Consider the following 23396-nt stretch of genomic DNA (forward strand, 5'->3'; position numbering starts at 1 on the left):
TTAATCCTCCGAAACTAAGGCTTGATCAAAGCCCGAGACAAAACCGTCAATCAAACGCCGGGCGATAGTGCCACGGGGCGGAATAGACGGCAAATTTTTGTAGTGGTACCAGCGGGCGTCCGCTATTTCATCTTCCTGAACCCGAATGTCGCCGACATCATAATCAGCGTAAAACCCCAGCATTAATTGACCGGGAAAAGGCCAGCTTTGACTGCTGCTGTAACGCAATTGCGACACCTGCAGCCCGACCTCTTCATAGATTTCGCGCTCCACGGTCTGCTCGGGGGTCTCTCCGGCCTCAATAAAACCCGCCAGGGTAGTATAAACCCCGCTTTTAGAGCGAGTGTGACGCGCCAATAGACACCATTCACCACGGGTGATTAACACAATAATACACGGGGAAATTTTGGGATAGTAATGGGCCGGGCAGGCACTGCAGCGCAGCACCAGCTCGCCCCGTGACAAATCCTGAGGGCTTAGCTCGCCCAGCGCCTGGCCACAGGCGCCGCAATAGCGATGATTGCGCCACCAGTGCTCCAGCTGCACCGCGCGACTGGCTGACTGGAAGTTACGCTCACTCAGGCTCGCTAAACATTCGCGCAGTGAAATCCAGCTTAGATCATGGGGCTCCGTTAACAGCGCGACACTGCGCTTGTCACCGCTGGCGGGGGGAAGGTAGGTTATGCCCGATAGGCCTGTGGGCACCTTCTGTAAGGGATCGCCTTGTTCGTCAATGGCAATCTGGCCCGCGTGTACCAGCCAGGCCGAACTCGCTTGTGTCGCCATTAGCTTGCAACCGGGTAACCCAGTGCCTGAAGGCTCTCTTCGGCTACTTGTAACACACTGGTGTCGGCGTTCCGATCGGATTTAATGGCGTCCAGATAGTATTCCAGACTGATAACCGCGTCCGCAAAAGTCTCAAGCAAATGCTGAACCGCGGCCAGCGGCTCGCCTCCCAGTAAAGCTTCGTTGACGAACCGCTCGGAGGCCGCCACGACCTTCGCCGCCCGGGGCAAGTCGAGCACCAGCATACCGCCGCGCACACTCGATAGCGTAGAAGCCACGTTTTTAATGTGGCCAATATCGTAATTGGATTCGGCGTAAGACGTTAAACCGCGTTTTATTAACGCCAAGCCCGCTTCAGCCTCCTCGATTACCAGCGCTTCAGCTTCCATGATCTGACTGCTGGAAAGCGCTTCAGCACGACTCAAGGCATTAAGCTGGGCCAGTTTTTCATCCGACAAGTTCATTTTTGTCAGACCGGTGACGGTGCTTTCAATGTACAGCAGTGTGTCGGCCACTCCCAACAGGTCATCGGGCGATGCTTCGGCGGTGCCCTCCTGCCAGGTCTGGATTTTAACCATATCCGCTTTTAAAGAATCCGCCGGCGCCTGCAGCCCCACAATGGTCAGAGTATCGGCCACTTTCTTGAGGTTTTCTCCCAGCTCAGGGGTGTCTTTCAACATTTCAACGCCCCCCTGCGCAGCGCGCTCCAGGATGTTTTTGGTGTTGCGCAGCTCATCTTGCAGTACCGCTGCCATAGAGCTGACAGTGGTCGCACTGGGGCCTTTTAAATATTCCTGTTCGCGGATTAGCGAGCTCTCGGTGTAGGACAATTCTGGGGTGGAAAAAGCAGCGCGAATTGCCGCCGAACGCTCGCTGTCGGCGCCTGCCAGCACCACTAAATAAAGCAGCTCTTTGAGCAGCGCCTCGGGCGGTTCGCGGTCCAGTACCGCCTCGCCTTCAAACTGTAGGCGTTTTATGTCGCGGTCAATCGCGCCAAACAGCATCTTGCGGGTTTTACTCAGCTGTAGCTTGTCTTTACCCAATAAGGTCAACACCTCAGAGCCCACCCACCAAAGCTTCGCCTGCGCGCGATTGCCACAGATTTTATCCAGTCGCTCCAGCGCGCGGGCCATCATTCCCAGCGATGGCGCGGCCTGTTTGCCCTGCAGCACATTTAACATCGCCACCTGATACATGTGACGCAGACGTCTGACCACCTGGCGAAAATCCTCGGGGATATCCAACTCCGGTTGAGGAGCGCGCTTAGATTCGAAGTGTTGCTGGGGAAAATAATGGCTGTCAGCCAACAAGGGGGCCTTGCGGGCACGGCGCAATTCATTAATGTAGGGAATCAGCAAAATGGCCATACTGCGCCCGGTTTGGCTACAGTACTCCAGGTAACGCGGCAGAATAAAGAACACCGAAGTAATAGGCTCAAGCTTGGCTTGAGTAATCTCGTGACTGCCTAACGGAATATCGGTGATGTGCTCTACCAGTTCCTGGGCCAGTAAATCGACACCGCGCAGCTGCAACAGGCTGAGAGTGCCGCGAATTTGTTTGATATCGTCAATACACAACTGCAGCAACTCGCCGTTTTCAGAGTCGGCGGCAAAGCGCTCTAATCGCGAGGCGGCCGACTCGATGGTTGCCACCAACTCATCGTGGACCAGTTTCAAAGAGGCGGGGTTAAATGTCTCTGCAGTGTCGTTGTTCACGATTATTCTTCCTAAAGTTGCTGGCGCGGCCCGGTCTGTATGGGTGGTTTTTAACCTGGGCCGACACTGGGTTTTACCTTTTGCGGCAAGGGGTTGATTCTATATCTTAGAAATTACATTAAATTTTGCCAGATCGCCAGCAACACGTGTCATAGGTGTTATTGAACGCCAAAAGCGTCGCGTTTTATCCCCACAAACAGTTTCCGCCAGATGCTTTGCCGATCTGTTCCAGCTTCTCTTTGTGCCGTTCGAGCTCTTCAGGGCTGGCTTGTAAAACCGGTAAAGGCGCGCGCCCGGCCGCCAAGCGGCGAATCTCTTCGCCCCCTTCACCGCCGCTGTCGCCACCGCTGCTACTGCCCAGTGAAAGGCTGGTCTGGCCGCCGGTCATTAGAAGATAGACGTCCGCGAGGATCTCGGCATCCAGCAAGGCGCCGTGTAGATCGCGCTGGGAGTTATCGACACCATAGCGCTTACACAAGGCGTCTAGGTTGTTCTTTTGCCCCGGGTGCTTGCCGCGAGCCAATACCAGCGAATCGACAATAGCGTTAGTTAAACCGATGGTCTGGTGCGAGGCGTCCAGCTGACGCAGCTCGTGGTCGATAAAACCCACATCAAACGGCGCATTGTGGATGACGAGCTCAGCCCTCTGAATAAACGCCATAAACTCATCGCGAATTTGTGAGAATACGGGCTTATCGGCCAGCATTTCATTGGTGATGCCATGCACCTCCATAGCGCCGGCATCGACCTCACGCTGGGGGTTTATATACTGGTGATAGTGGTTGCCGGTTAACTTGCGATTCACCACCTCCACACAACCAATCTCAATGATTTTGTGCCCCTGGGAGGGCTCGAGGCCGGTGGTTTCCGTATCCAGAACAATCTGGCGATGGCCTTTTAACTCGTTTTCGTTCATCTTTTTACCTTACAGGGAATCTATGCCTTTATTAGCCAGGGCGTCGGCCCGTTCGTTCTCGGGGTGTCCACTGTGGCCCTTAACCCAGCGCCAATCAATCTGATGCCCCTGACATTCGTGATCCAGCGCCTTCCACAAATCGTCGTTTTTAACCGGCTTTTTGGCGGCCGTTTTCCAGCCATTGCGTTTCCAGCCCGTCAGCCACTCGGTAATGCCTTTGCGCACATACTGGGAGTCAGTCGTAAGCACTACATGACAGGGCTCCTTAAGCGCCCTTAGCCCCTCAATAGCGGCCATAAGCTCCATGCGATTATTGGTGGTGTTGGGCTCGCCTCCGTACAGCTCCTTTTCCTGACCATTGTAGCGCAGCAGCGCTCCCCAGCCCCCGGGGCCGGGATTGCCGCGGCAGGCGCCATCGGTAAATACGTGTATTTCTTTCACTTAAGCTCTCTCAGTCAAGACTATGGCCTGCTAGAACAGGCCCGTTTATTTGGGTTTGGGGGAACTATCACGCCTCAGGTCGTAGCGGCGATTGGGCGCTTGGCGTCCGGTGAGTTTACCGGCTAACGGCTTAAGCCCTACCACCTCGCCTGACTCCCAGGGTGGTTTAATCGGTATAACGCCGGGTACGTCCTTGCGCACCAGAGCGACATAATAACTTCCCCAGGGCAGCCGAACGGCTGTGCCTATGGATTCAGCCACCTGCCCGGGCTTCTTAGAGGCACCCGGCCAAAACCCGCCATACTCGACAGATACCGGCTCTAACCCCAGAACTGTGCACCAATCGAGCAATCGAGCCAGGCGCAACTGATGATGGCGCCACAGAGGGCCGCCCCCTATCAATCGGCGCACTCCGTGCCAGGCCCCCACTGGGCTCCAGGGGTTAAATCCAACCATCAGGATGTGGCCGCGGGGAATGGTTGCCCGCGCCGCCTCAGCCAGTAACTGATGGGGCGTCGCGCTGTAATCCAGGGCGTGGTGCAGCACCATCACATCCACCGATTCACTCGCCAGAGGCAGCCGCGTCAAGTCCACACAACCGGCTTCCCGTCCACCCGCCTGGGCGGTTGGACCCAAGGCAAATTTGTGGGGTATGCGGCTGTCTGCGGTGAGGTTGACGTCTTTACACACACTCAGCTGACACAGGTGGTACCCAAACAGACAGCTCAACGCGCGCGCCACCTGAGCCTGCTGACGCTCAAGCAGCGCACCACCGGCCGGCTGGTCAAACCAAGCCGACAATGCCTGCACCGCCAACGGGGGGGAGACTACCTTATCGCGCGCCATGAATCACCCGTGAAAGCCATAAAATTGGCTGTTAACATAGCATACCTCGGTAAACCGTCCGACGCCGATATAGGCTTTAGCGACTGTGATTTGCAATATCGCATGTCCGCATAACCTCTAATAAGGCGTCGGCACAGAAACCGGGCGCTGCTGTTAACAGGCCCACAACCCAGGAGGCCATTTGCAACTTTCCCTCTTCCCCGCACTACAAACCAATTATTTCTGGCTATTACAGCCGGATGACTCCAAATCCGTGGCCTATATTTTTGACCCAGGTGACGCCACCGCCGTAAAACAGCAACTGCAAGCGCGCGGACTGACCCTTGCGGGCATCGTTATCACCCACCATCACTGGGACCACACCGACGGTATCGATGAGCTGGTAGCAGATTGTAAGGTCCCGGTGTATGGCCCCCGAAGCGACAAGATTCCGCAAGTGGATCACGTTTTAAGTGAAGGCGATAAGCTAACCTTGGGCCCACTAACGCTCGACGTGTTAGAAACGCCCGGCCACACACTGGATCACATCAGTTACCTGCTACAAACCCCAGAGCAAGATCTTTTATTTTGCGCCGACACCCTGTTTGCGGGTGGGTGCGGGCGAATGTTTGAAGGTAGCCCCGAGCAATTCCTTAGCTCGCTTAATCGCTTAAAAGCTCTACCCGAACGAACCCAGGTGTGCTGCTCCCACGAATACACCGTGGATAACCTTCGTTTCGCCCAAGCGGCCGAACCAGACAACCGGGCGATAGCTGAACGTCTTGCTCGCGAGACCGAAAAACGCCGCCAAGGGCAATCCACCCTACCCTCTACCATTGGCCTGGAAAAGCAAACCAACCCCTTTTTGCGCACCGATTCCCCCTCCTTAAAGGCCTCAGTAAAAAAACACACCGGACTAAAAGCCCCCCGGGAACACGAGGTTTTCGCCGCTTTAAGGCAGTGGAAAGACCGCTTTAAAGCGAATTGACCCGACTTACCGAAACCCCTAGAATCGGCCGACTATAATCAACCAAGTATCGATGTCGCATGAGTGTAAACCGTTTATTTTTTCTCGCTGCCAGCTGTATTGTTACCTCCTGTGGCCTTATCTCTGAAAAACCTGAACCTGCTCCCTCTGCGAGTGAAACCGCCGCTGTCAGTGCCCCCCAAGCTACTCTACCACCGCCAACTATTCGCAAGCTGGACGCCGAAAAGCCCGAAGAGGACCTCTGGCAGCGCCTGCGCCAGGGCTTTGAACTAGGGCCCTATGAGCAAGCCCAATTAGACTCGTATGTACAGTGGTACATTGACCACCCCGACTATATTGAGCGGGTGTTTAACCGGGGGCAGCGTTACCTGTATCACATAACGGAAAGACTTGAAGAAGAAAATCTTCCGCTGGAAATAGCGCTGCTGCCCGTCGTAGAAAGCGCCTTTGACCCCTATGCATACTCTTACGCAACCGCCTCGGGGATGTGGCAATTCATGTCCGGAACGGGGTCAGACTACGGATTAAAACAGAACTGGTGGTACGACGGCCGCCGCGACATTATCGACTCGACCGATGCCGCCCTGGCCTATCTGGAACAGCTGCAAGAGATGTTCGACGGCGATTGGTTGCATGCACTGGCGGCCTACAACACCGGCCAGGGGCGCTTGCAGCGCTCTATAAACCGCAATCGCAACGCCGGAAAATCCACCGACTTTTGGTCTCTCAAACTACCTCGCGAGACCCGCAATTATGTCCCCCGGCTGCTAGCCCTGTCGAAAGTGGTGGCCAACCCCGAAAAATACAATATTAGCCTGCCTCCCATTGCCAATGCCCCCTACTTCGTTGCCGTGGATATACAATCGCAGCTTGACTTGACCCGCGCCTCCGAGCTCGCCGGAATTAGCATGGACGAGCTCTACGCCCTCAATCCAGGCTTTAACCGGTGGGCCACTGACCCCGAGGGGCCCCACCGTTTGCTCATGCCTCTGGACGCCCAAGCCACATTCACCGAGGCGCTGGCCAAGCTGCCCGACAACGAACGTATTAGCTGGCAGAGATACGCCATCAGACGCGGAGACTCGCTAAGCACTATCGCTCGCCAGTTTGATACCAGCGTGGATGTGCTGCGCACGGCCAACAAGCTATCGTCGTCGCGTATTCGTGCAGGCGATACCCTGCTCATACCCAGTGCATCGGTCGGTAGCGAAAGCTATGCATTGGAGCCGCAAGGCGGCAATGCCAAACGAAGCTATATCGTGAAAAAAGGCGATAGTTTTTGGCAGATAGCGAATCGCCACAAAATCAGTGTGGACTCGCTCGTGAAGTGGAACGGCATGTCGTCGCGGGACACTCTCCAGCCGGGGCAAAAGCTGGTGATTTGGGAAAAGTCTCAAGCCCCCGGCAACGCTCAGGGCATTACCCGCAAACTAACCTATAAAGTACGTAGAGGCGACTCGCTAAACAGTATTGCCAGTAAATTCAATGTCAGCATTCACGAAATTACCCGCTGGAATAATGTTTCCACCGCTAACTATATCCACCCCGGCCAACAATTAACGCTGTTTGTGGGGGTTACAAAGGCTCGTTAACCGCGCGCAATAATTTTTGCGTGTACTGGTGCTGGGGCGCCGTCATAATTGACGTCGCCTCGCCGGCCTCCACCACACGCCCGGCCTGCATTACCAGCATTTGATGACTCATCGCCCGCACCACATCCAAATCGTGGCTGATAAAAATATACCCAAGCTGATGCTCACGCTGGAGTGATTTAAGCAAGATAACCACCTCGCGCTGCACGGCGCGATCCAGCGCCGAGGTAGGTTCATCCAGAATCAATAAGCGTGGCTTTAAAATAAGCGCCCGTGCAATGGCCACGCGCTGGCGCTGGCCACCGGAAAATTCATTGGGGTACCTATGGCGAACGGCGGGATCCAACTGCACCTGCTCGAGCGCTTCAATCACTTTTTCTTCCACTTGATCGCGGGATAATTGCGGCTCGTGGACTCGCAAACCTTCGGCAATAATCTCGGCAATCGACATGCGAGGGCTTAAGCTGGCATAGGGGTCTTGAAAAATCACCTGAATCTCGCGCCGCAAAGGCTTTAATTCGCGGGCCGACAAGGAGAGCAAATCGTGGTTTTGCGCGTAAACGGCCTTTCCCTCGGCCTCAAGCAAACGGGCAATCGAGCGCCCCAGAGTGGTTTTACCCGAACCACTTTCCCCGACGACGCCCAGTGTCTCCCCTTCGCGCAAAACAAATGAAATATCGTCAACCGCTTTCACATGATCGACGACTCTTTTGAAAACGCCTTTCTTGATGGGGAACCAGGTGCGGATATGACTGACGTTTAAAAGCGTTGCGGCGTTTTCGCGTATCGATTCCGGTGGATCACCTGGATCCGCCGCCATCAGCATTTGGGTATAAGCTTTTTGAGGGCGGTTAAAAATTTCATCGGTCGCGCCAGCTTCGACCACCTGACCCCGGTGCATAATCACGACTCGATCGGCGAGCGCGCGCACAATATGTAAATCATGAGTAATAAAAACCACCGCCATCCCTAAATCGACTTGCAGGTCTTTAATCAATCGTAAAATTTGCGCCTGTACGGTGACATCCAAGGCGGTTGTGGGCTCGTCGGCGATCAGGATGTCCGGCTCGTTAATAAGCGCCATGGCAATCATAACGCGCTGACGTTCACCGCCGCTCAACTGGTGTGGCAGCGCCGACAAACGCTGCTCCGGGCTGCGAATACCCACGCGGTTTAACCACTCCAACACCACCGGCCGGGCTTTCACCTTGGATAAGCCTTTATGCAAAAACAGCACTTCGGCCAGCTGCTTCTCAATGCTGTGCAAAGGGTTCAAAGAGCTCATAGGCTCTTGAAATATCATTCCTATGCGGCGCCCCCGGTAACCTGCCAAAACCTTTTCGCTTTGATTCAATAAGTTTTGCCCGGCAAAGATTATTTCACCTTTTTCGTAGCAGGCGGTATCGGGATTGAGCAGACGCATAATAGACTGAGCTGTGACCGATTTTCCAGAGCCACTTTCACCCACCACGGCTAATACCTCGCCGGCAAAAACCTCAAACGAGACGCCCTGCAAAACAGGTTTAGGCGTGCCCTCATGGGTAAAAGACAAATGCAGATCGTTAACGTGAAGAATGGATTCAGGCATAAGGTTACCGCGTTTTATTGGGGTCTACAGCGTCGCGCACCGCTTCGCCCACAAAAACCAATAGCGTCAGCAGCAGCGCCAACACAAAAAACACCGACAAACCAATCCAAGGGGCATGAAGGTTGTTTTTGCCCTGGCTGACCATTTCCCCTAAAGACGCCGACCCGGGCGGCAAACCAAAACCGAGAAAATCCAGCGCCGTAAGGCTCGTGACCGCGCCGACCAAAATAAAAGGCACGAAGGTTAAAGTGGCGACCATGGCATTGGGTAAAAGGTGGCGGAAAATCAACGCGCGATCGGACACACCCATTGCTTTGGCCGCCAACACATATTCCAGATTGCGAGCGCGCAAAAATTCAGCACGGACCACGCCCACCAAAGTCATCCAGCCAAACAGCAATAAAATTACCAACAAAATCCAAAAGCTGGGTGGCACCAAGCTGGCAATAATAATGAGCACAAAAAGCGCGGGCATACTGGACCAGACCTCGAGCAATCGCTGGCCAATCAAATCAATTTTACCGCCATAAAAGCCTTGTACGGCTCCCGCCGCGACACCAATAATACTGGTGGCCAAGGTAAGCAAAAGACCAAATATGACCGAGATACGAAACCCGTAAATCAGACGGGCCAAAACGTCGCGCCCCTGATCATCCGTACCCAGCCAATTCTCGGCGCTAGGCGGGCTAGGCGCAGGTGTCGGAAGGTCATAATTAATGGCGCGATAATCAAACCGAACAGGAGGCCACAGCATCCAACCCGACTCGTTAATCAGCTCGGCGATATAGGGGTCGCGATAATCGGCCGCCACATCAAAATCGCCACCAAAGGTAAGCTCCGAATACTCCTTAAACAGCGGATAATAAAAAGCATCCTGATGTTTGATTAAGATAGGCGTATCATTGGCAATAATCTCGGCAAACAAAGAGCCTATAAACAAAAACAAAAAAAGCCATAAACTCCAGAAGCCGCGACGGTTGTTTTTAAAGCGTCGCCAGCGCTCTTGATTTAAAGGGCTCAGCATACTAACGGCTCTCAAAATCAATGCGGGGGTCAACCCAGGTGTAGGCCAGGTCACTGACAATACCAATAAGCAACCCCAATAAACCAAACATATACAAGGTGCCAAACATGACTGGGTAGTCGCGCTGAACAATCGCCTCATACCCGAGTAGCCCCAGGCCTTCCAGCGAGAAAATCACCTCGATTAGCAAAGAGCCGGTAAAAAACATACTGATAAACGTAGCGGGAAACCCGGCAATAATAATTAGCATGGCATTGCGAAATACATGCTTATACAAAACCCGCTTTTCCGAGGCGCCTTTAGCTCGGGCCGTCATTACATATTGCTTATTGATTTCGTCCAAAAAAGAATTCTTGGTCAGCATGGTTAAAGTGGCAAAACCACTGATAACCAAGGCCGTTATCGGCAGCGTTAAATGCCAGAAATAGTCGGCCAACTTGCCTCCAAAGCTCAGCTCGGAGAAATTATCAGACACCAGGCCGCGCAAAGGAAACCAGTCAAGGTATGAACCGCCAGCAAAGACGATAATCAACAAAATGGCAAACAGAAAACCCGGAATGGCATTGCCGATCACAATGACCCAACTGGTCCAAATATCAAATTGACTGTGATGGCGTACCGCTTTGCGTATCCCTAAAGGTATCGAGACTAAATAGATAATCAGCGTACTCCATAGCCCAAGGGAAATGGAAACGGGCAAACGATCAACGATAAGCCCGGTTACCGAATTGGCTTTGAATAAGCTGTCGCCGAAATCCAGTAGGGCGTAATCCAGCAACATATCAAAGTAGCGCTCGTGCATGGGCCGATCAAAGCCAAACTGGGCCTCGATCTGGGAGATAATTTGTGGATCAAGCCCCCGGCTGGCGCGGGTGCCCTGCGCAGGCGCCCCTAAATCATCATTGGCGCCGGTGACCCCCATGGAAACCACACCCTGCATACGTGCAATGGCCTGATCCACGGGGCCGCCAGGGGCCGCCTGAACAATAAAAAAGTTGACCGTAATAATCGCCCATATGGTGGGCACGATCAGCAACAATCGCCTTATGGTATAAGCCAGCAAAGGTCTACCCTAGTCTTCTAAAGATTCAGCATGCAGGATTAAGGTTTTAAGGTTTTGGCTTTTTGTTCGTCATACCACCAGGTATCCAACCCTATTTCCAACTTGGGCGAGCTCGCCGGGCGAGAGAATTTATTCCAATAAGCAACCCGATAGTCCGCCGAATACCAGCGGGGAATGCCATAGAAATTCCAAAGAGCCACCCGATCAAACGCCCGTCCATAAGCGGTAAGCAATTCGTCGTCACCTTGATTGGCCGCAATATTTTCTACCATAGAGTCGATCACCGGATCATTGACACCGGCCGTATTCCAACTGGAGTTGACGTTTTTAGAGTGCCAGGTCAGCTCCATATCGGTTGACGGGTAAGGCATTTCGGTAAAATACAATGACACCATCTGAAAGTCTTTTTCGTGTACCCGACTCATATACTGAGACGTATCAACCTTGCGTATGTTCATGGTGATACCTATGCGATCCAGATTCTTTTTAAAGCTGTTGGCATAGCGCTCGGTACTGTTATCGTAGATCAACAACTCAAACTCCATGGGCTCGCCGGTTTTCTGGTTGACTAAACGGCGATCTTTGAGTGTCCATCCGGCCTCTTTTAACAACGCCAGCGCTTCGCGCATGGCACCGCGAATTCGGCCCGAGCCATCCGTTTGGTTGGGGCGCCAGACCTCGCCAAACACCTCGGGGGGCAACTGGTCTTTATACTGGTTGAGAATTTCAAGCTCTTTACCTTCGGGCTTTCCCTCGGCCTTGTATTTTGTGTCTTGAAAGTAACTTTCAGCGCGCGTGTACTCACCGTAAAACAGGGTTTTGTTCAGCGACTCAAAATCCAGCATATAGTTGAGCGCCTGACGCACCTTGCGGTTTGTAAAGGGCGCTCTTTGGGTATTAAAGATTAAGGCGGTGAGGGGCTTGGGGGCTTTGTTGGGAATTTCCGCTTTGACGATATCACCGCGATTGACGGCGGGGATATCATAAGCCTCTTTCCAGTTGGCCATTACCGCCTCGGCGCGAAAATCATACTCGCCCGCTTTAAAAGCCTCTAATGTAACCGAGCGATCAAGAAAGTACTCGAAAATAATAGTGTCGAAATTAAACAGGCCTTTGCGCGAGGGTAGATCTTTGGCCCAGTAATCCTTCACCCGTGAATAGGTAACGCTAGAGCCCATATCAAAATCACTGACCACATAGGGGCCACTGCCCACGGGCGGAGTGGACAAAGGCGCAGATAGGTCTTTGTCTTGCCAATAGTGCTGGGGCAAGATAGTCAAGCCGGCTAGATCAGTAATGTAATTCTTTTGGGGGCTATCAAATTCAAAACGAACCGTATGTTCATCCACGACTTTGGCGTCTTTGACGTGCTTATACAGCACCGCTATCTGAGGCAGCCCCTGATCCACAAACTTGTTAAAACTAAAGGCAACATCTTCGGCGGTTACCGGTTCGCCATCGTTAAACTGCGCCTTGGGATTGATATTATATTCAACCCAGGTGTAGTCCTCGGGGTAAGTCACCGACTCGGCGATAAGTGGATACAAAACCCCGTACTCATCATCGTTGTCGATCATAAGTGTATCGTAGATGAAACGCTGGTAGGGTTTAAGGCCCTCAGCCACCGGGTCACCCCGACGGGCAAAGCGATTAAAGCTGTCGTAGGTACCCAGAGCAGCCATCCGTAAGGTGCCACCTTTAGGGGCGTCAGGGTTTACATAATCAAAGTGAGTAAAGTCTTCGGAGTATTGCGGTGTGAGATGAGAGGATACCGCGTGTACGGTGTGGGTGACCACCTCTGAAGGCTCGGTTTGGGCGGACGCCGGGGCAACGAAGCTTGCCGCTCCCAGCATAAAAAGCGGAACGATCAATGAACGCATCTGTGAATACATACCCTAATCTCAAATATTGACAACAATAGACAAATTGTACGGAAACTAGTGCCCCTGTGTACAACAGGAAAATAGAAAACTTTGACTTAACATCTACCGGTAAGAACGGCCAATACCGGACAACTAACCGACATAATGCTAGTATTAGCCCTAGGGGACGCCCTTATACAGCGATAAAAATCACGCCACTGGCTGCTTTTTAATCAAAAGTTATGCCATTAATATCTATATGATGCGATGACCGCCATGCTTCTTAGTGAAGACCAACGCGACTGCCTACAGGAAATTGCCAATGTAGCAATGGGGCAAGCGGCCGACCGTCTGGCGCGCCTTTTTGATGCCTTTGTGGTGCTCTCTATCCCCCAAGTGGGCATTTTAACCCCTAGTGACATTGCAATGACCCTGGAAAGCCTGCGGGATCAGAGCAGCCAAAACGAGCCCTTAACCGGCGTGGCGCAGGGGTTCATTGGGGACGGCGTCGCCGGTGAAGCACTATTGCTGTTTAATGGCACCCGCTACCAAGACTTGGCCGAGCTGCTTAAATACGACTACCACCCAAACCTGAACCGAGAGCTACTCATGGACACGAGTAACGTCTTGGGAGGGGCTTGTCTGCACGGCCTAGCACGTCAGCTGGACACCCACTTAAGCTTAGGGCCACCCCACTTACTCGATCCGAGCGACGATATAGATCGGTTGCTTACTCAGCGTGATCTCGACTGGAACAGTGCCGCTGTCGTCGAAATCAACTACACTATCGAACACTATCGTATCAATTGCGATCTTTTGCTGGTGATCAGTGAGAACTGCATTGCCGGCCTGCTGGAAAAGTTAGACTATCTGATTGATTAACCAGAGGATGAGCGCAAAGCATGCCGGACCGTGAGCTGAACTCTCTCCTAAAAGACGTCCATTGGCTAATGGACATTCTGCAGAATATCGACGTTGGTTTGGTAGTCATGGATCGCGACTACAACATTTCGCTGTGGAACCAGTTTATGCAAAATCACAGCGGCAAGTTTCCCGAGGGGGTGTTAGAGCGCAATATCTTCGAATTATTCCCCGACCTGCCCCAGGATTGGTTCCGCCGTAAATGCGAACCCGTGTTTTTATTGCAAAGCGCCACTTTTACAACCTGGGAACAGCGTCCCTACTTATTTCATTTTCCGCACTATCGCCCTATTACCGGCACAGCGCGTTTTATGTACCAAAACTGCACCATCCTGCCCCTTTTGGATACACAGGGAAATGTCTCTCACATCTGTCTTATCGTTTACGATGTCACCGACACTGCCGTTAACAAGCGAGCGCAAATAGAGGCCAATCAACAGCTGCAAGCGCTTAGTCGTATTGACCATTTAACGCAACTCTACAACCGAGGTTACTGGGAGCAAAACCTACATCAGGAGTTTTTGCGCTTCGACCGCTATGAAATCCCGGCGACCTTAATATTGTTTGACATCGATCACTTTAAGAAGGTGAACGACACCCATGGCCATACCGTCGGTGACGAGGTAATCCGCCAGGTGAGCCAATGCCTTCGTGAGCAGCTGCGCGAAACTGACATCGCAGGGCGCTACGGCGGAGAGGAGTTTGGGGTCATTTTAACCGCGACGACTCAAGAAGGCGGTTTAGATTTTGCCGAGAGGTTGAGGCGAACCGTCGAACAAAAAGCGATACAGACTGACCGACAGCAAATACACGTTACTATCAGTCTGGGTGTGTGTGAATTAGCCGCAGATATTAAAACCGAACAAGAATGGCTTCAATTAGCCGACCAGGGGCTTTACTACTGTAAAGAACACGGTCGCAACCAAAGTCGCTGCTACCCTTAACAGCCATCCAATAAAAAAGGCGCAAACCTGATGGGTTGCGCCTTTTTTATTGACGATGAATTAATTCCGTTCGATCTCGGCGGTTTCACGCAGATAATTGACAAATGATTCAAAGTCGGCCGAACCATGCATCCCCGCCAAACCTTGTTTAATCTGTGCCAATTGATCGTCGTCCAGCTCTTGCTCAGGTAAAGCGACACGATCCAATTGAACCACCGTGTACTCACCATTGCGCAACTGACCGGCCACTTGCGGGGCACCGTCTTTGGGGTGCGGCAGTGAAAAAGCGAATTCTACCACGGCGCGCGGTTGCTCCATATTCGCCCGATCAATAGCGCTCAGCTGCACCGCCTCTAACCCCAGCGCTTCGGCAGCTGCCTGCAGACTCGCACCATTTTCAACCTCGGCCACCAGGTTTTGACCCTGCTCAGCCAGCAGATCAGAGGCTTTCTGCTCTTTAACCGTCGCGACAATTTCGGACTCCACTTGATCCATAGGCTGAACAAAACTTGGCTGATTTTCGAGCAGCTTAAGCACTACAACTCGGTCTGAAGCCAACTCTATCAGCTCACTGGAGTTGCCAAATTCAAGCACCTCTTCGCCAAAAGCGGCGGTGATGACCTGGTCGCGGGCAAAAATACCTTCGCCGCCCTGGCGTGAAAAGGGTTCACTCTGCACTGCCTGCAGCTCTAAGGTGTCCGCCACACTAGCCAGCGAATCGGCGTTGTAAGACATGTCTTCCAGGTTGTCGAGCAACTCGACAAAGCGAGCTTCTGCCTGGGCACGCTTTATACGCTGCTCAATACCATCGCGCTCAGCGGCAAAATCCGGCTCGCCGCCACCGGTGGACTCCAGCAATTTAATAAAATGTACACCGGCATCTGTTTCCACAGGCTCCGATACCTCACCTACAGCCAGCTCACTCAAGGCTTGCTCAAACTCTTCTGGAAAAGCATCGCCGGATGAAAGTCCCAAATCGCCCCCGCTGTCTTTCGAACCCAGATCTTCCGAGTACTGGGCCGCCACTTCGGCAAAATCATCACCAGCGTCCAGCGCAGATTGAACCTCGTTGATTAGCTCATCACTGGGCTCTTCGAGCAAAATATGCGCGGCATGACGCTGAACAGTGGGAGTGAAGTCATCGATATTTTCTTCAAATTGAGTGCGCAGTTCAGATTCGCTCACCGACTCATTTTCCATCAGTTGAGCAACACTTAATTCAATATATTCAACAACGACTTTTTCCGGTTCGGTAAACGCCTCGGGATTTTCGTTGTAGTAGCGGCTTATCTCCTCATCACTGACATCAACCTGCTCCAGCAAATTGTCGATATTAAGAGTGACATAAGAAAAGTCGCGAACTTGGCTGTTTAATTCGGCTAAATACCGCGCTTCAGCGGGAGTGGTAAAGTTGGAGCTGGAAATACCGTTGGCCAGCTGGTTTACCGTTAAATCGCGGGAAAGTTCATTGCGATAATTGGTAGGCGTGTACGCCAGGCGGCGCAGCGACATGGTATAGAGGTCCGGATCAAACTGACCCGAAGCATCCTGAAACGCCGGAATCGACAAAATAACTTGATCAATCTGGGCGTCAGAAACCGCCATGTTGGCGTCTTTGGCTGCTTGAGTTAACAATGTTCTCTGAACCAACTGCTCAATTGCAGGCGGGCGCAGGTTTTCGTCATTGAGGAAGCTTTGTGGCACAGAGTCACCAAAACGATTGCGCAAGCGAGATTTCTGCTGCTCGATGGCGCGCTGCACTTCGGTCTCGGTAATTTCCTGGCCGTTAACGGTAAGCGCAACCGGTGCGGTATTGCGACTGCTGAACAGCGCTTCGGCCCCCGATAATGCGAATATAATCACCAAAAGGCCAACCAATATTCCTGCAACAACGCCTTTTGAGTTGTCCCGCATGCTTTGTAACATGTTGTGCTCCCGAACCTAGCTTAAAGCCACTTTTACGTGGCATCACACTTTTTGTTTAGTAAACATAAAAAAGGCGCATCTTAGATGCGCCTTTACCACCGATACAGAAGTAAATTACCGGCGTGTATTCTCAACCGTAGCTGATTAGTTAACAGCGTCTTTCAGCGCTTTACCCGCTTTAAAGCTAGGTACGTTTGCCGCAGCAATTTGAATCTCGGCACCGGTCTGTGGGTTGCGGCCAGTACGCGCAGCACGCTCTTTCACAGAGAAAGTACCAAAGCCAACCAGTACTACCTGGTCGCCTTTTTTCAGAGAATCAGTGATGCCGTCGACAACGGCGTCCAGTGCACGGCCAGCAGCAGCTTTGGAGATATCCGCAGATGCGGCGATGGCTTCGATCAGCTCAGTTTTGTTCACGTTTAACCCCTTAAGTAGATTTTCCAGAACACTTGTTTATAGTTGTGCAGTGTTGTTATTGACTTGGTGACATCAACGGCTAACCCTGTGCGGTTCAGCACCACCACTCACTATTGAATTGCGATTTATACCAAGAGGCAGGTTGCGGGTCAAGGCTACCTTTGCGAATTAAAGACCTATTGGCATTATTGGTCGCGTTTTAAACAAAAGCCCCGCAATACGGGGCTATTCGCAATGATTACAAAGCACCAAAGGTTACTCTTAGTAACATCAGTGGGTGTTAATTCGAGCGGCCTCCGTTTGCTTATCAGCGGCCTCTTGCAGCGCCTGATACTCCTCATCACTCAAAGGCGTAGGCGTATGTTGCAAGGCCACATCCAAAACGTCATCGATCCATTTTACCGGACGAATGGTTAAGTCCGCTTTGATGTTTTCCGGAATTTCTTTTAGGTCGCGTTCGTTATCGGCGGGAATCAATACGGTTTTAATCCCCCCGCGATGCGCGGCCAGCAGCTTCTCTTTCAGCCCGCCGATGCGCAAGACTTCGCCGCGCAAAGTGATCTCGCCGGTCATGGCGACTTCGGCTTTTACCGGAATGCCAGTAAGGACCGACACCAGCGCCGTACACATCGCAATACCCGCGCTGGGGCCGTCTTTGGGGGTCGCCCCCTCGGGTACGTGAATGTGAACATCAACCTTCTCGTGATAATCCGGTGCAATGCCTAACCCTTGGGCTCTGGAGCGAACCACAGTCAATGCCGCCTGAATCGACTCCTGCATGACATCCCCGAGCGAGCCGGTTTTGACAATACGCCCCTTACCTTTCACCGCTGAGGACTCGATAGTTAACAACTCACCACCTACCTGAGTCCAGGCCAGGCCCGTCACCTGCCCGACTTGATCATCATTTTCAGCGCGACCGAAGTCGAACTTGCGAACCCCTAAAAAGTGCTCCAATGCATCAGGGGTAATGTCGTCTATAACCTCGGCATCTTTTTTCACATGCTGAGTGACCACTTTGCGCGCAAGCTTGGCAATTTCGCGATCCAGGCCACGTACACCCGCCTCGCGGGTGTAGTAGCGAACAATATCGCGGACGCTGTCATCGCCCAAGTTAAGCTCGTCTTTTTTCAGCCCATTCGCTTTGATTTGCTTAGGAATCAGATACTTGCGAGCGATATTCACTTTTTCATCTTCGGTGTAACCGGGGATGCGGATAATCTCCATGCGATCCAACAATGGACCTGGAATATTCATCGTGTTTGAGGTGCAAACAAACATTACGTCGGACAGATCGTAATCGACTTCAAGATAGTGATCATTGAAGTGATTGTTCTGTTCCGGGTCCAATACCTCGAGCAGCGCGGAAGCCGGATCGCCACGGTTATCCATGCCCATCTTGTCAATTTCATCGAGCAAGAACAGCGGGTTTTTAACCCCGGCTTTGGCCATTTTTTGCACCAACTTACCGGGCAAAGAACCGATGTAGGTACGACGGTGACCGCGAATCTCCGCTTCGTCGCGAACGCCACCCAGAGCCATACGCACAAATTTGCGATTGGTGGCGCGCGCAATCGACTCGCCCAGCGAGGTTTTACCCACACCAGGGGGACCCACTAAGCACAAAATCGGCCCTTTGATTTTCTTAACACGCTTTTGTACGGCCAGGTACTCGAGAATACGCTCTTTCACTTCTTCCAGGCCATAGTGATCTTTGTTTAAAACGTTTTCGGCGCGTTCTATGTCATGGCGCACCTTGCTGCGCTTTTTCCAGGGAACCTTGACCATCCAATCGATGTACGCGCGCAAAACCGAAGCTTCCGCCGACATCGGCGACATCATTTTTAGCTTGGCCAGCTCGGCGCGAGTTTTTTCGCTCGCCTCTTCCGGCATACCGCTGTCGGCAATTTTTTGTTCCAGCTCGTCGACCTCGTTGGCCTCCTCGCCCATATCACCCAGCTCTTTCTGAATCGCTTTCATCTGCTCATTCAGATAGTACTCGCGCTGGCTTTTCTCCATTTGCTTTTTCACCCGCCCGCGGATTTTTTTCTCCACTTGCAACAGGTCAATCTGGCTGTCCATAAGCCCCAGCAAGGTTTCAATACGCTCGCGAATACTGACGATTTCCAGCACGGCTTGCTTTTGTTCGAGTTCGAGCGCCATATGGGCGGCAATGGTGTCCGCGAAGCGACCCGGTTCATCGATGCCGCTGAGCGAATTCATCACCTCTGAGGCCACTTTGCGTGACAGGCTAACGTACTGCTCAAAATGTTCGCGCGCGGTTTTAATCAAACTTTCGGATTCTTCTTTCTCCAATGCCTCTTCTTCGAGCACTGAGACCGCAACGCGATAGTGCCCGTCGATTTCCTCGGAAGAGTCGACCGAGACTCGCTGCCCCCCTTCAACCAACACCTTGACCGTGCCATCGGGCAGTTTCAGCAGCTGCAAAATAGTCGCTAAAGTGCCCACCGAGTAGAGATCTTCGTTGCGCGGATCGTCGTCGGCGGCATTTTTCTGTGCCACCAGCACGATTTGCTTGTCGGCTTTCATCGCACTTTCCAGCGCTTCAATAGACTTTTCTCGCCCCACAAAGAGGGGGATAACCATGTGCGGATAAACCACTACATCCCGTAGCGGCAATAAGGGTAAATCTGTATTCATAATCTCTTGCTCATTCTGCTGCATACCTGACCACCTATCGGAATTCCAGGGCTTTCCCCTGTTTTGGGGGCGCAAAGTCGGTTTTACAAGTTTTCACCGCTATAAAACGCAAAAAGGGTGCCAAAGGCACCCTTTTATACGCGCTTCAAGATAAGGTCAGTCGTCTTTACTGGCTGTCTTACTTTGAGCGGGTTCGGCATTTTCGTACACCAGCAGCGGCTCGGACTCACCTTTAATCACGGTCTCGTCCACCACAACTTTCTTCACGTGCTCTTCCGATGGAATCTTGTACATGGTGTCCAGCAAGACTGACTCCATAATAGAGCGCAACCCGCGGGCCCCGGTTTTACGGTCCATGGCTTTTTGTGCCACCGCTTCCAGGGCATCGCGACGGAAATCCAGCTCGACGCCTTCCATATCGAACAGGCGCTGATACTGTTTAGTTAAAGCATTCTTAGGCTCTGCCAGAATCTCGACCAGGGCCTCGCGATCCAACTCGTCCAGGGTGGCAATAACCGGCAAGCGCCCTACAAACTCGGGGATCAGGCCGTAACGCACCAAATCTTCGGGCTCCAGCTCGTGCAGTGTGTCGCCAAAGCTCTTGTCGTCGCTTTTACTTTTCACTTCGGCGCCGAAGCCAATACCACCGCGCTCGGAACGATCGCGAATCACTTTATCCAGACCGGCGAAGGCGCCGCCACAAATAAAGAGGATATTGCCGGTATCAACCTGCAAGAACTCCTGCTGAGGATGCTTGCGACCTCCTTGCGGCGGCACAGACGCCACAGTGCCTTCAATCAGCTTTAACAATGCCTGCTGAACGCCCTCACCCGACACATCGCGAGTTATAGACGGGTTGTCAGACTTGCGGGAAATCTTGTCGATTTCATCGATATAGACAATACCCTGCTGCGCTTTCTCGACGTCGTAATCGCACTTTTGCAGCAGCTTCTGGATGATGTTTTCGACATCCTCACCGACATAACCGGCCTCGGTCAGGGTGGTGGCGTCGGCGATGGTAAAGGGCACATTCAACAGCCGCGCCAATGTCTCGGCCAACAGGGTTTTACCGCTACCAGTGGGCCCCACCAGCAGGATATTGCTTTTACCCAGCTCTACGGCGTCTTTCTCTTTGCCCTTGGCCCCGCCTACACGCAAGCGTTTGTAGTGGTTGTAAACAGCAACCGCAAGCACTTTTTTGGCGCGCTGCTGGCCAATGACATACTGATCCAAAATGCTGGAAATCTCACTGGGCGTCGGCAGTTTTTCCGACTGCCCTTCCGTAGCACTCTCTTGAATTTCTTCGCGAATAATGTCGTTGCACAGGTCAACACACTCATCGCAAATAAACACCGAGGGGCCCGCAATCAGCTTGCGGACCTCATGCTGGCTCTTACCACAAAACGAGCAATACAGAAGCTTGCCGTTTTTCTCGCCGTTATCTCCGGTGTGATCGGTCATTAAACCACTCCCAATATTATTGCTACAGATTAAAAGATGCGCCCTTTAACCCTGTTTTTCAAGTCTGGCGGCCGTCAAAGCGACTGCCTCAGTCTGTTGCGCCCGCTACCAGGCTATTATTTTGCCTCAGCCCGGCTCTGGATAACAGAGTCGATAATACCGTATTCGTGGGCCTCGGCCGCCGACATAAATTTGTCGCGCTCAGTATCCAGTTCAATCTGATCCAGCGACTGACCGCTATGATCGGCCAACAGTTCGTTCAGACGACGGCGGATTTTAAGAATTTCCTGCGCGTGAATGTTGATATCTGACGCCTGACCCTGAGCACCGCCACTGGGCTGGTGAATCATCACTCGAGAGTTAGGCAAACCATAGCGCTTACCTTTGGCGCCCGCTGCAAGTAAAAAGGCGCCCATAGAGCAGGCCTGCCCCATCACCATGGTGCTGACGTCCGGCTTGATAAACTGCATGGTGTCGTAAATAGACATGCCGGCAGTGACCGACCCGCCGGGAGAGTTGATATACAAATGAATGTCTTTGTCGGGGTTCTCTGCCTCTAAAAACAGCAGCTGGGCTACAACCAGGTTGGCCATATGATCTTCAACCTGCCCCGTCAAAAAGATGACTCGCTCTTTCAGCAGACGAGAGTAAATATCGTAAGAGCGCTCGCCCCGGGCGGTTTGCTCGACCACCATGGGGATCAGACCGCTTGCTGTAATCTCTTGTTCAGGGCTGTCGGATAACGGGTATGACATCAATGAAACACCTTTCTGTAATACATTCCAAATGTGGGTTTATGCAATCATAAACCAGATAGCAGGGAGCTTAACCTGAGAAGACGTGGTTTGCCAGTAAAGATAGAGAAAAGTAGGAGGGAGGTGGCCGCGAAACAGACGTTTCGCGGCTTTTTTGCTCAAAAAGCGCTATTTTTAGGCTTTTGGCTGCATGATTTCATCATAGGTGGCAGTCTCTTCTGAGACCTCGGCCTGCTTAACAATGTGCTCAACCACTTGATCTTCCAGCACGGCAGACTCGATACCCGCCAACAGTTCACGTTGACTGTAGTAGTAGTCAATCACCTCTTGCGGATCTTCGTAAGTGCTGGCGATTTCTTCCACCATCTTGCGAACCGCTTTGGCTTCTGGCTTGATATCGGCAGACTTAACCACCTCGCCCACGATCAGACCCAATGCCACACGACGCTTGGCGTCTTCTTCGAACATGGTGTCCGGCAGAATTGATTTGGGGTCAAAATCTTTGGGCTGCTGACCAAAGCGCTGCATCATCTGGTTGCGCAACACCTGAATTTCGTTGGCGACCAGAGCCTTAGGCAGATCCACCTCGTTAGCTTCCAGCAGTTGATCCATGACCTGAGACTTAACCTTTGCCTTGAGGGCATTGTTAAGCTCACGCTCCATGTTGGTTTTAACTTCTTTCTGGAAGGTCTTAATGCCACCCTTTTCCAGGCCAAATTTCTGGAAGAAAGGTTTTTTCAACTCGGGCAACTTTTGCTCCGACACTTTATTAACCTTGATGGCAAATTCAGCATCAGCGCCTTTCAGCTCGTCTGACTGGTAGTCTTCCGGGAAGGTAACCTTAATGGTTTTCTCTTCACCGGCTTTCATGCCCACAATACCGTCTTCGAAGCCCGGAATCATTGAGTTGGAACCCAACTCCAGTGTGTGACCTTCGGCCTTACCACCTTGGAATTCTTCACCGTCTTTAGTGCCGGTAAAATCGATATCTACCTGATCGCCTTCGGCGGCCGCACGATCGACTTCTTCCCAGGTCGCCTGGTGCTTACGCAGGGTTTCGATCATTTTGTCGATATCTTCATCGGTGATATCGGCGCTGTAACGAGTCACCTTAAAGCCACTCACGTCACCCAACTCTACTTCGGGGTAGACTTCAAAGGTGGCGACAAACTCAAGATCCTGCCCTTCGCCCATTTGCTTGGGCTGAATGCTGGGCTGACCTGCAGGCTTTACGTCTTCTTTTTGAGCGGCTTCATAGAAAGAGCGGCTGATGACTTCGCCCACTACTTCCTGGCGCACGCCCGCGCCGTAGCGCTGCTTGACGATCTTCAAGGGTACTTTACCCTTGCGGAAACCGTTGATGCGAATGTTTTTCGCGGCCTCTTTAAGGCGCTTTTCAATTTCGCCTTCTACGGTATCAGCGGGCACGCCGATAGTCAGGCGACGCTCAAGACCAGAAGTCGTTTCAATTGAAACCTGCATAGTATCCTCGTGAATCACTGCGATGCTTT

At 52.4% G+C, this 23396-nt stretch carries 19 protein-coding genes; 4 read left to right on the top strand and 15 right to left on the bottom strand.

The features are described from left to right. The 5 genes from nudC to M6D89_RS04345 all read right to left on the bottom strand — a co-directional run bounded on the left by nudC (position 1) and on the right by M6D89_RS04345 (position 4704). The gene (gene nudC, locus M6D89_RS04325; RefSeq protein ID WP_253966796.1) at positions 1-786 is read right to left on the bottom strand and encodes an NAD(+) diphosphatase; all 786 of its coding nucleotides are present in this window, start codon (positions 784-786) and stop codon (positions 1-3) included. Next, positions 786-2501: a FimL-related protein gene (locus M6D89_RS04330; protein ID WP_253966797.1), complete on the bottom strand. Its 1716-nt coding sequence runs from the start codon at positions 2499-2501 to the stop codon at positions 786-788. Before M6D89_RS04330 ends, nudC begins: the two co-directional genes overlap by 1 nt. A 184-nt stretch (positions 2502-2685) precedes the next feature. Further along, complete coding sequence (gene dnaQ, locus M6D89_RS04335; protein WP_253966798.1) at positions 2686-3417, bottom strand: DNA polymerase III subunit epsilon; 732 nt, start codon at positions 3415-3417, stop codon at positions 2686-2688. 9 nt (positions 3418-3426) lie between these two features. Then, on the bottom strand, positions 3427-3858 hold the full coding sequence (gene rnhA, locus M6D89_RS04340; protein WP_253966799.1) for a ribonuclease HI: 432 nt from the start codon (positions 3856-3858) through the stop codon (positions 3427-3429). Between the two features lie 45 nt (positions 3859-3903). Continuing rightward, a complete protein-coding gene (locus M6D89_RS04345) occupies positions 3904-4704 on the bottom strand; it encodes a methyltransferase domain-containing protein (RefSeq protein ID WP_253966800.1) in 801 nt (266 codons plus the stop codon). A gap of 181 nt (positions 4705-4885) precedes the next feature. Here M6D89_RS04345 and gloB point away from each other — a divergent pair, with 181 nt between their 5' ends. Beyond that, complete coding sequence (gene gloB, locus M6D89_RS04350) at positions 4886-5671, top strand: hydroxyacylglutathione hydrolase (protein WP_253966801.1); 786 nt, start codon at positions 4886-4888, stop codon at positions 5669-5671. Positions 5672-5730: 59 nt separating this feature from the next. Then, positions 5731-7263, top strand: a complete 1533-nt coding sequence (locus M6D89_RS04355; RefSeq protein WP_253966802.1) for a lytic transglycosylase — start codon at positions 5731-5733, stop codon at positions 7261-7263. Here M6D89_RS04355 and M6D89_RS04360 read toward each other — a convergent pair. From M6D89_RS04360 to M6D89_RS04375, 4 genes are read right to left on the bottom strand one after another with little or no spacing between them, the layout of a single operon-like run. Continuing rightward, complete coding sequence (locus M6D89_RS04360; protein WP_253966803.1) at positions 7247-8851, bottom strand: ABC transporter ATP-binding protein; 1605 nt, start codon at positions 8849-8851, stop codon at positions 7247-7249. The two genes, M6D89_RS04355 and M6D89_RS04360, sit on opposite strands and share 17 nt — an antisense overlap. Positions 8852-8855: 4 nt before the next feature. Further along, positions 8856-9875, bottom strand: a complete 1020-nt coding sequence (locus M6D89_RS04365) for an ABC transporter permease (RefSeq protein ID WP_253966804.1) — start codon at positions 9873-9875, stop codon at positions 8856-8858. A 1-nt stretch (position 9876) separates the two neighbouring features. Continuing rightward, the gene (locus tag M6D89_RS04370; RefSeq protein WP_253966805.1) at positions 9877-10938 is read right to left on the bottom strand and encodes a microcin C ABC transporter permease YejB; all 1062 of its coding nucleotides are present in this window, start codon (positions 10936-10938) and stop codon (positions 9877-9879) included. A gap of 38 nt (positions 10939-10976) precedes the next feature. Continuing rightward, complete coding sequence (locus tag M6D89_RS04375; protein WP_253966806.1) at positions 10977-12818, bottom strand: extracellular solute-binding protein; 1842 nt, start codon at positions 12816-12818, stop codon at positions 10977-10979. 258 nt (positions 12819-13076) lie between these two features. On the opposite strand from M6D89_RS04375, the gene M6D89_RS04380 reads away from it, so the two are divergent. Both M6D89_RS04380 and M6D89_RS04385 read left to right on the top strand, forming a co-directional pair. Beyond that, the gene (locus M6D89_RS04380; protein WP_253966807.1) at positions 13077-13682 is read left to right on the top strand and encodes a histidine kinase; all 606 of its coding nucleotides are present in this window, start codon (positions 13077-13079) and stop codon (positions 13680-13682) included. A 20-nt stretch (positions 13683-13702) separates the two neighbouring features. Beyond that, the gene (locus M6D89_RS04385) at positions 13703-14665 is read left to right on the top strand and encodes a GGDEF domain-containing protein (RefSeq protein WP_253966808.1); all 963 of its coding nucleotides are present in this window, start codon (positions 13703-13705) and stop codon (positions 14663-14665) included. Between the two features lie 60 nt (positions 14666-14725). Here M6D89_RS04385 and M6D89_RS04390 read toward each other — a convergent pair whose 3' ends face one another. The 6 genes from M6D89_RS04390 to tig all read right to left on the bottom strand — a co-directional run bounded on the left by M6D89_RS04390 (position 14726) and on the right by tig (position 23367). Beyond that, on the bottom strand, positions 14726-16591 hold the full coding sequence (locus M6D89_RS04390) for a SurA N-terminal domain-containing protein (protein ID WP_253966809.1): 1866 nt from the start codon (positions 16589-16591) through the stop codon (positions 14726-14728). Positions 16592-16735: 144 nt separating this feature from the next. Then, on the bottom strand, positions 16736-17008 hold the full coding sequence (gene hupB, locus M6D89_RS04395; protein WP_020209663.1) for a nucleoid-associated protein HU-beta: 273 nt from the start codon (positions 17006-17008) through the stop codon (positions 16736-16738). A gap of 270 nt (positions 17009-17278) precedes the next feature. Continuing rightward, positions 17279-19693, bottom strand: a complete 2415-nt coding sequence (lon, locus tag M6D89_RS04400; protein WP_253966810.1) for an endopeptidase La — start codon at positions 19691-19693, stop codon at positions 17279-17281. A 132-nt stretch (positions 19694-19825) separates the two neighbouring features. Next, positions 19826-21130, bottom strand: coding sequence for an ATP-dependent Clp protease ATP-binding subunit ClpX (clpX, locus tag M6D89_RS04405; RefSeq protein ID WP_253966811.1), 1305 nt, complete (start codon positions 21128-21130; stop codon positions 19826-19828). 116 nt (positions 21131-21246) lie between these two features. Then, positions 21247-21885, bottom strand: coding sequence for an ATP-dependent Clp endopeptidase proteolytic subunit ClpP (clpP, locus tag M6D89_RS04410; protein WP_253966812.1), 639 nt, complete (start codon positions 21883-21885; stop codon positions 21247-21249). 174 nt (positions 21886-22059) lie between these two features. Further along, on the bottom strand, positions 22060-23367 hold the full coding sequence (gene tig / locus M6D89_RS04415; protein WP_253966813.1) for a trigger factor: 1308 nt from the start codon (positions 23365-23367) through the stop codon (positions 22060-22062). Positions 23368-23396 lie beyond the last annotated feature (29 nt).

It is taken from the genome of Gilvimarinus xylanilyticus (assembly GCF_024195295.1).
GTDB classification, from domain to species: Bacteria; Pseudomonadota; Gammaproteobacteria; order Pseudomonadales; family Cellvibrionaceae; genus Gilvimarinus; species Gilvimarinus xylanilyticus.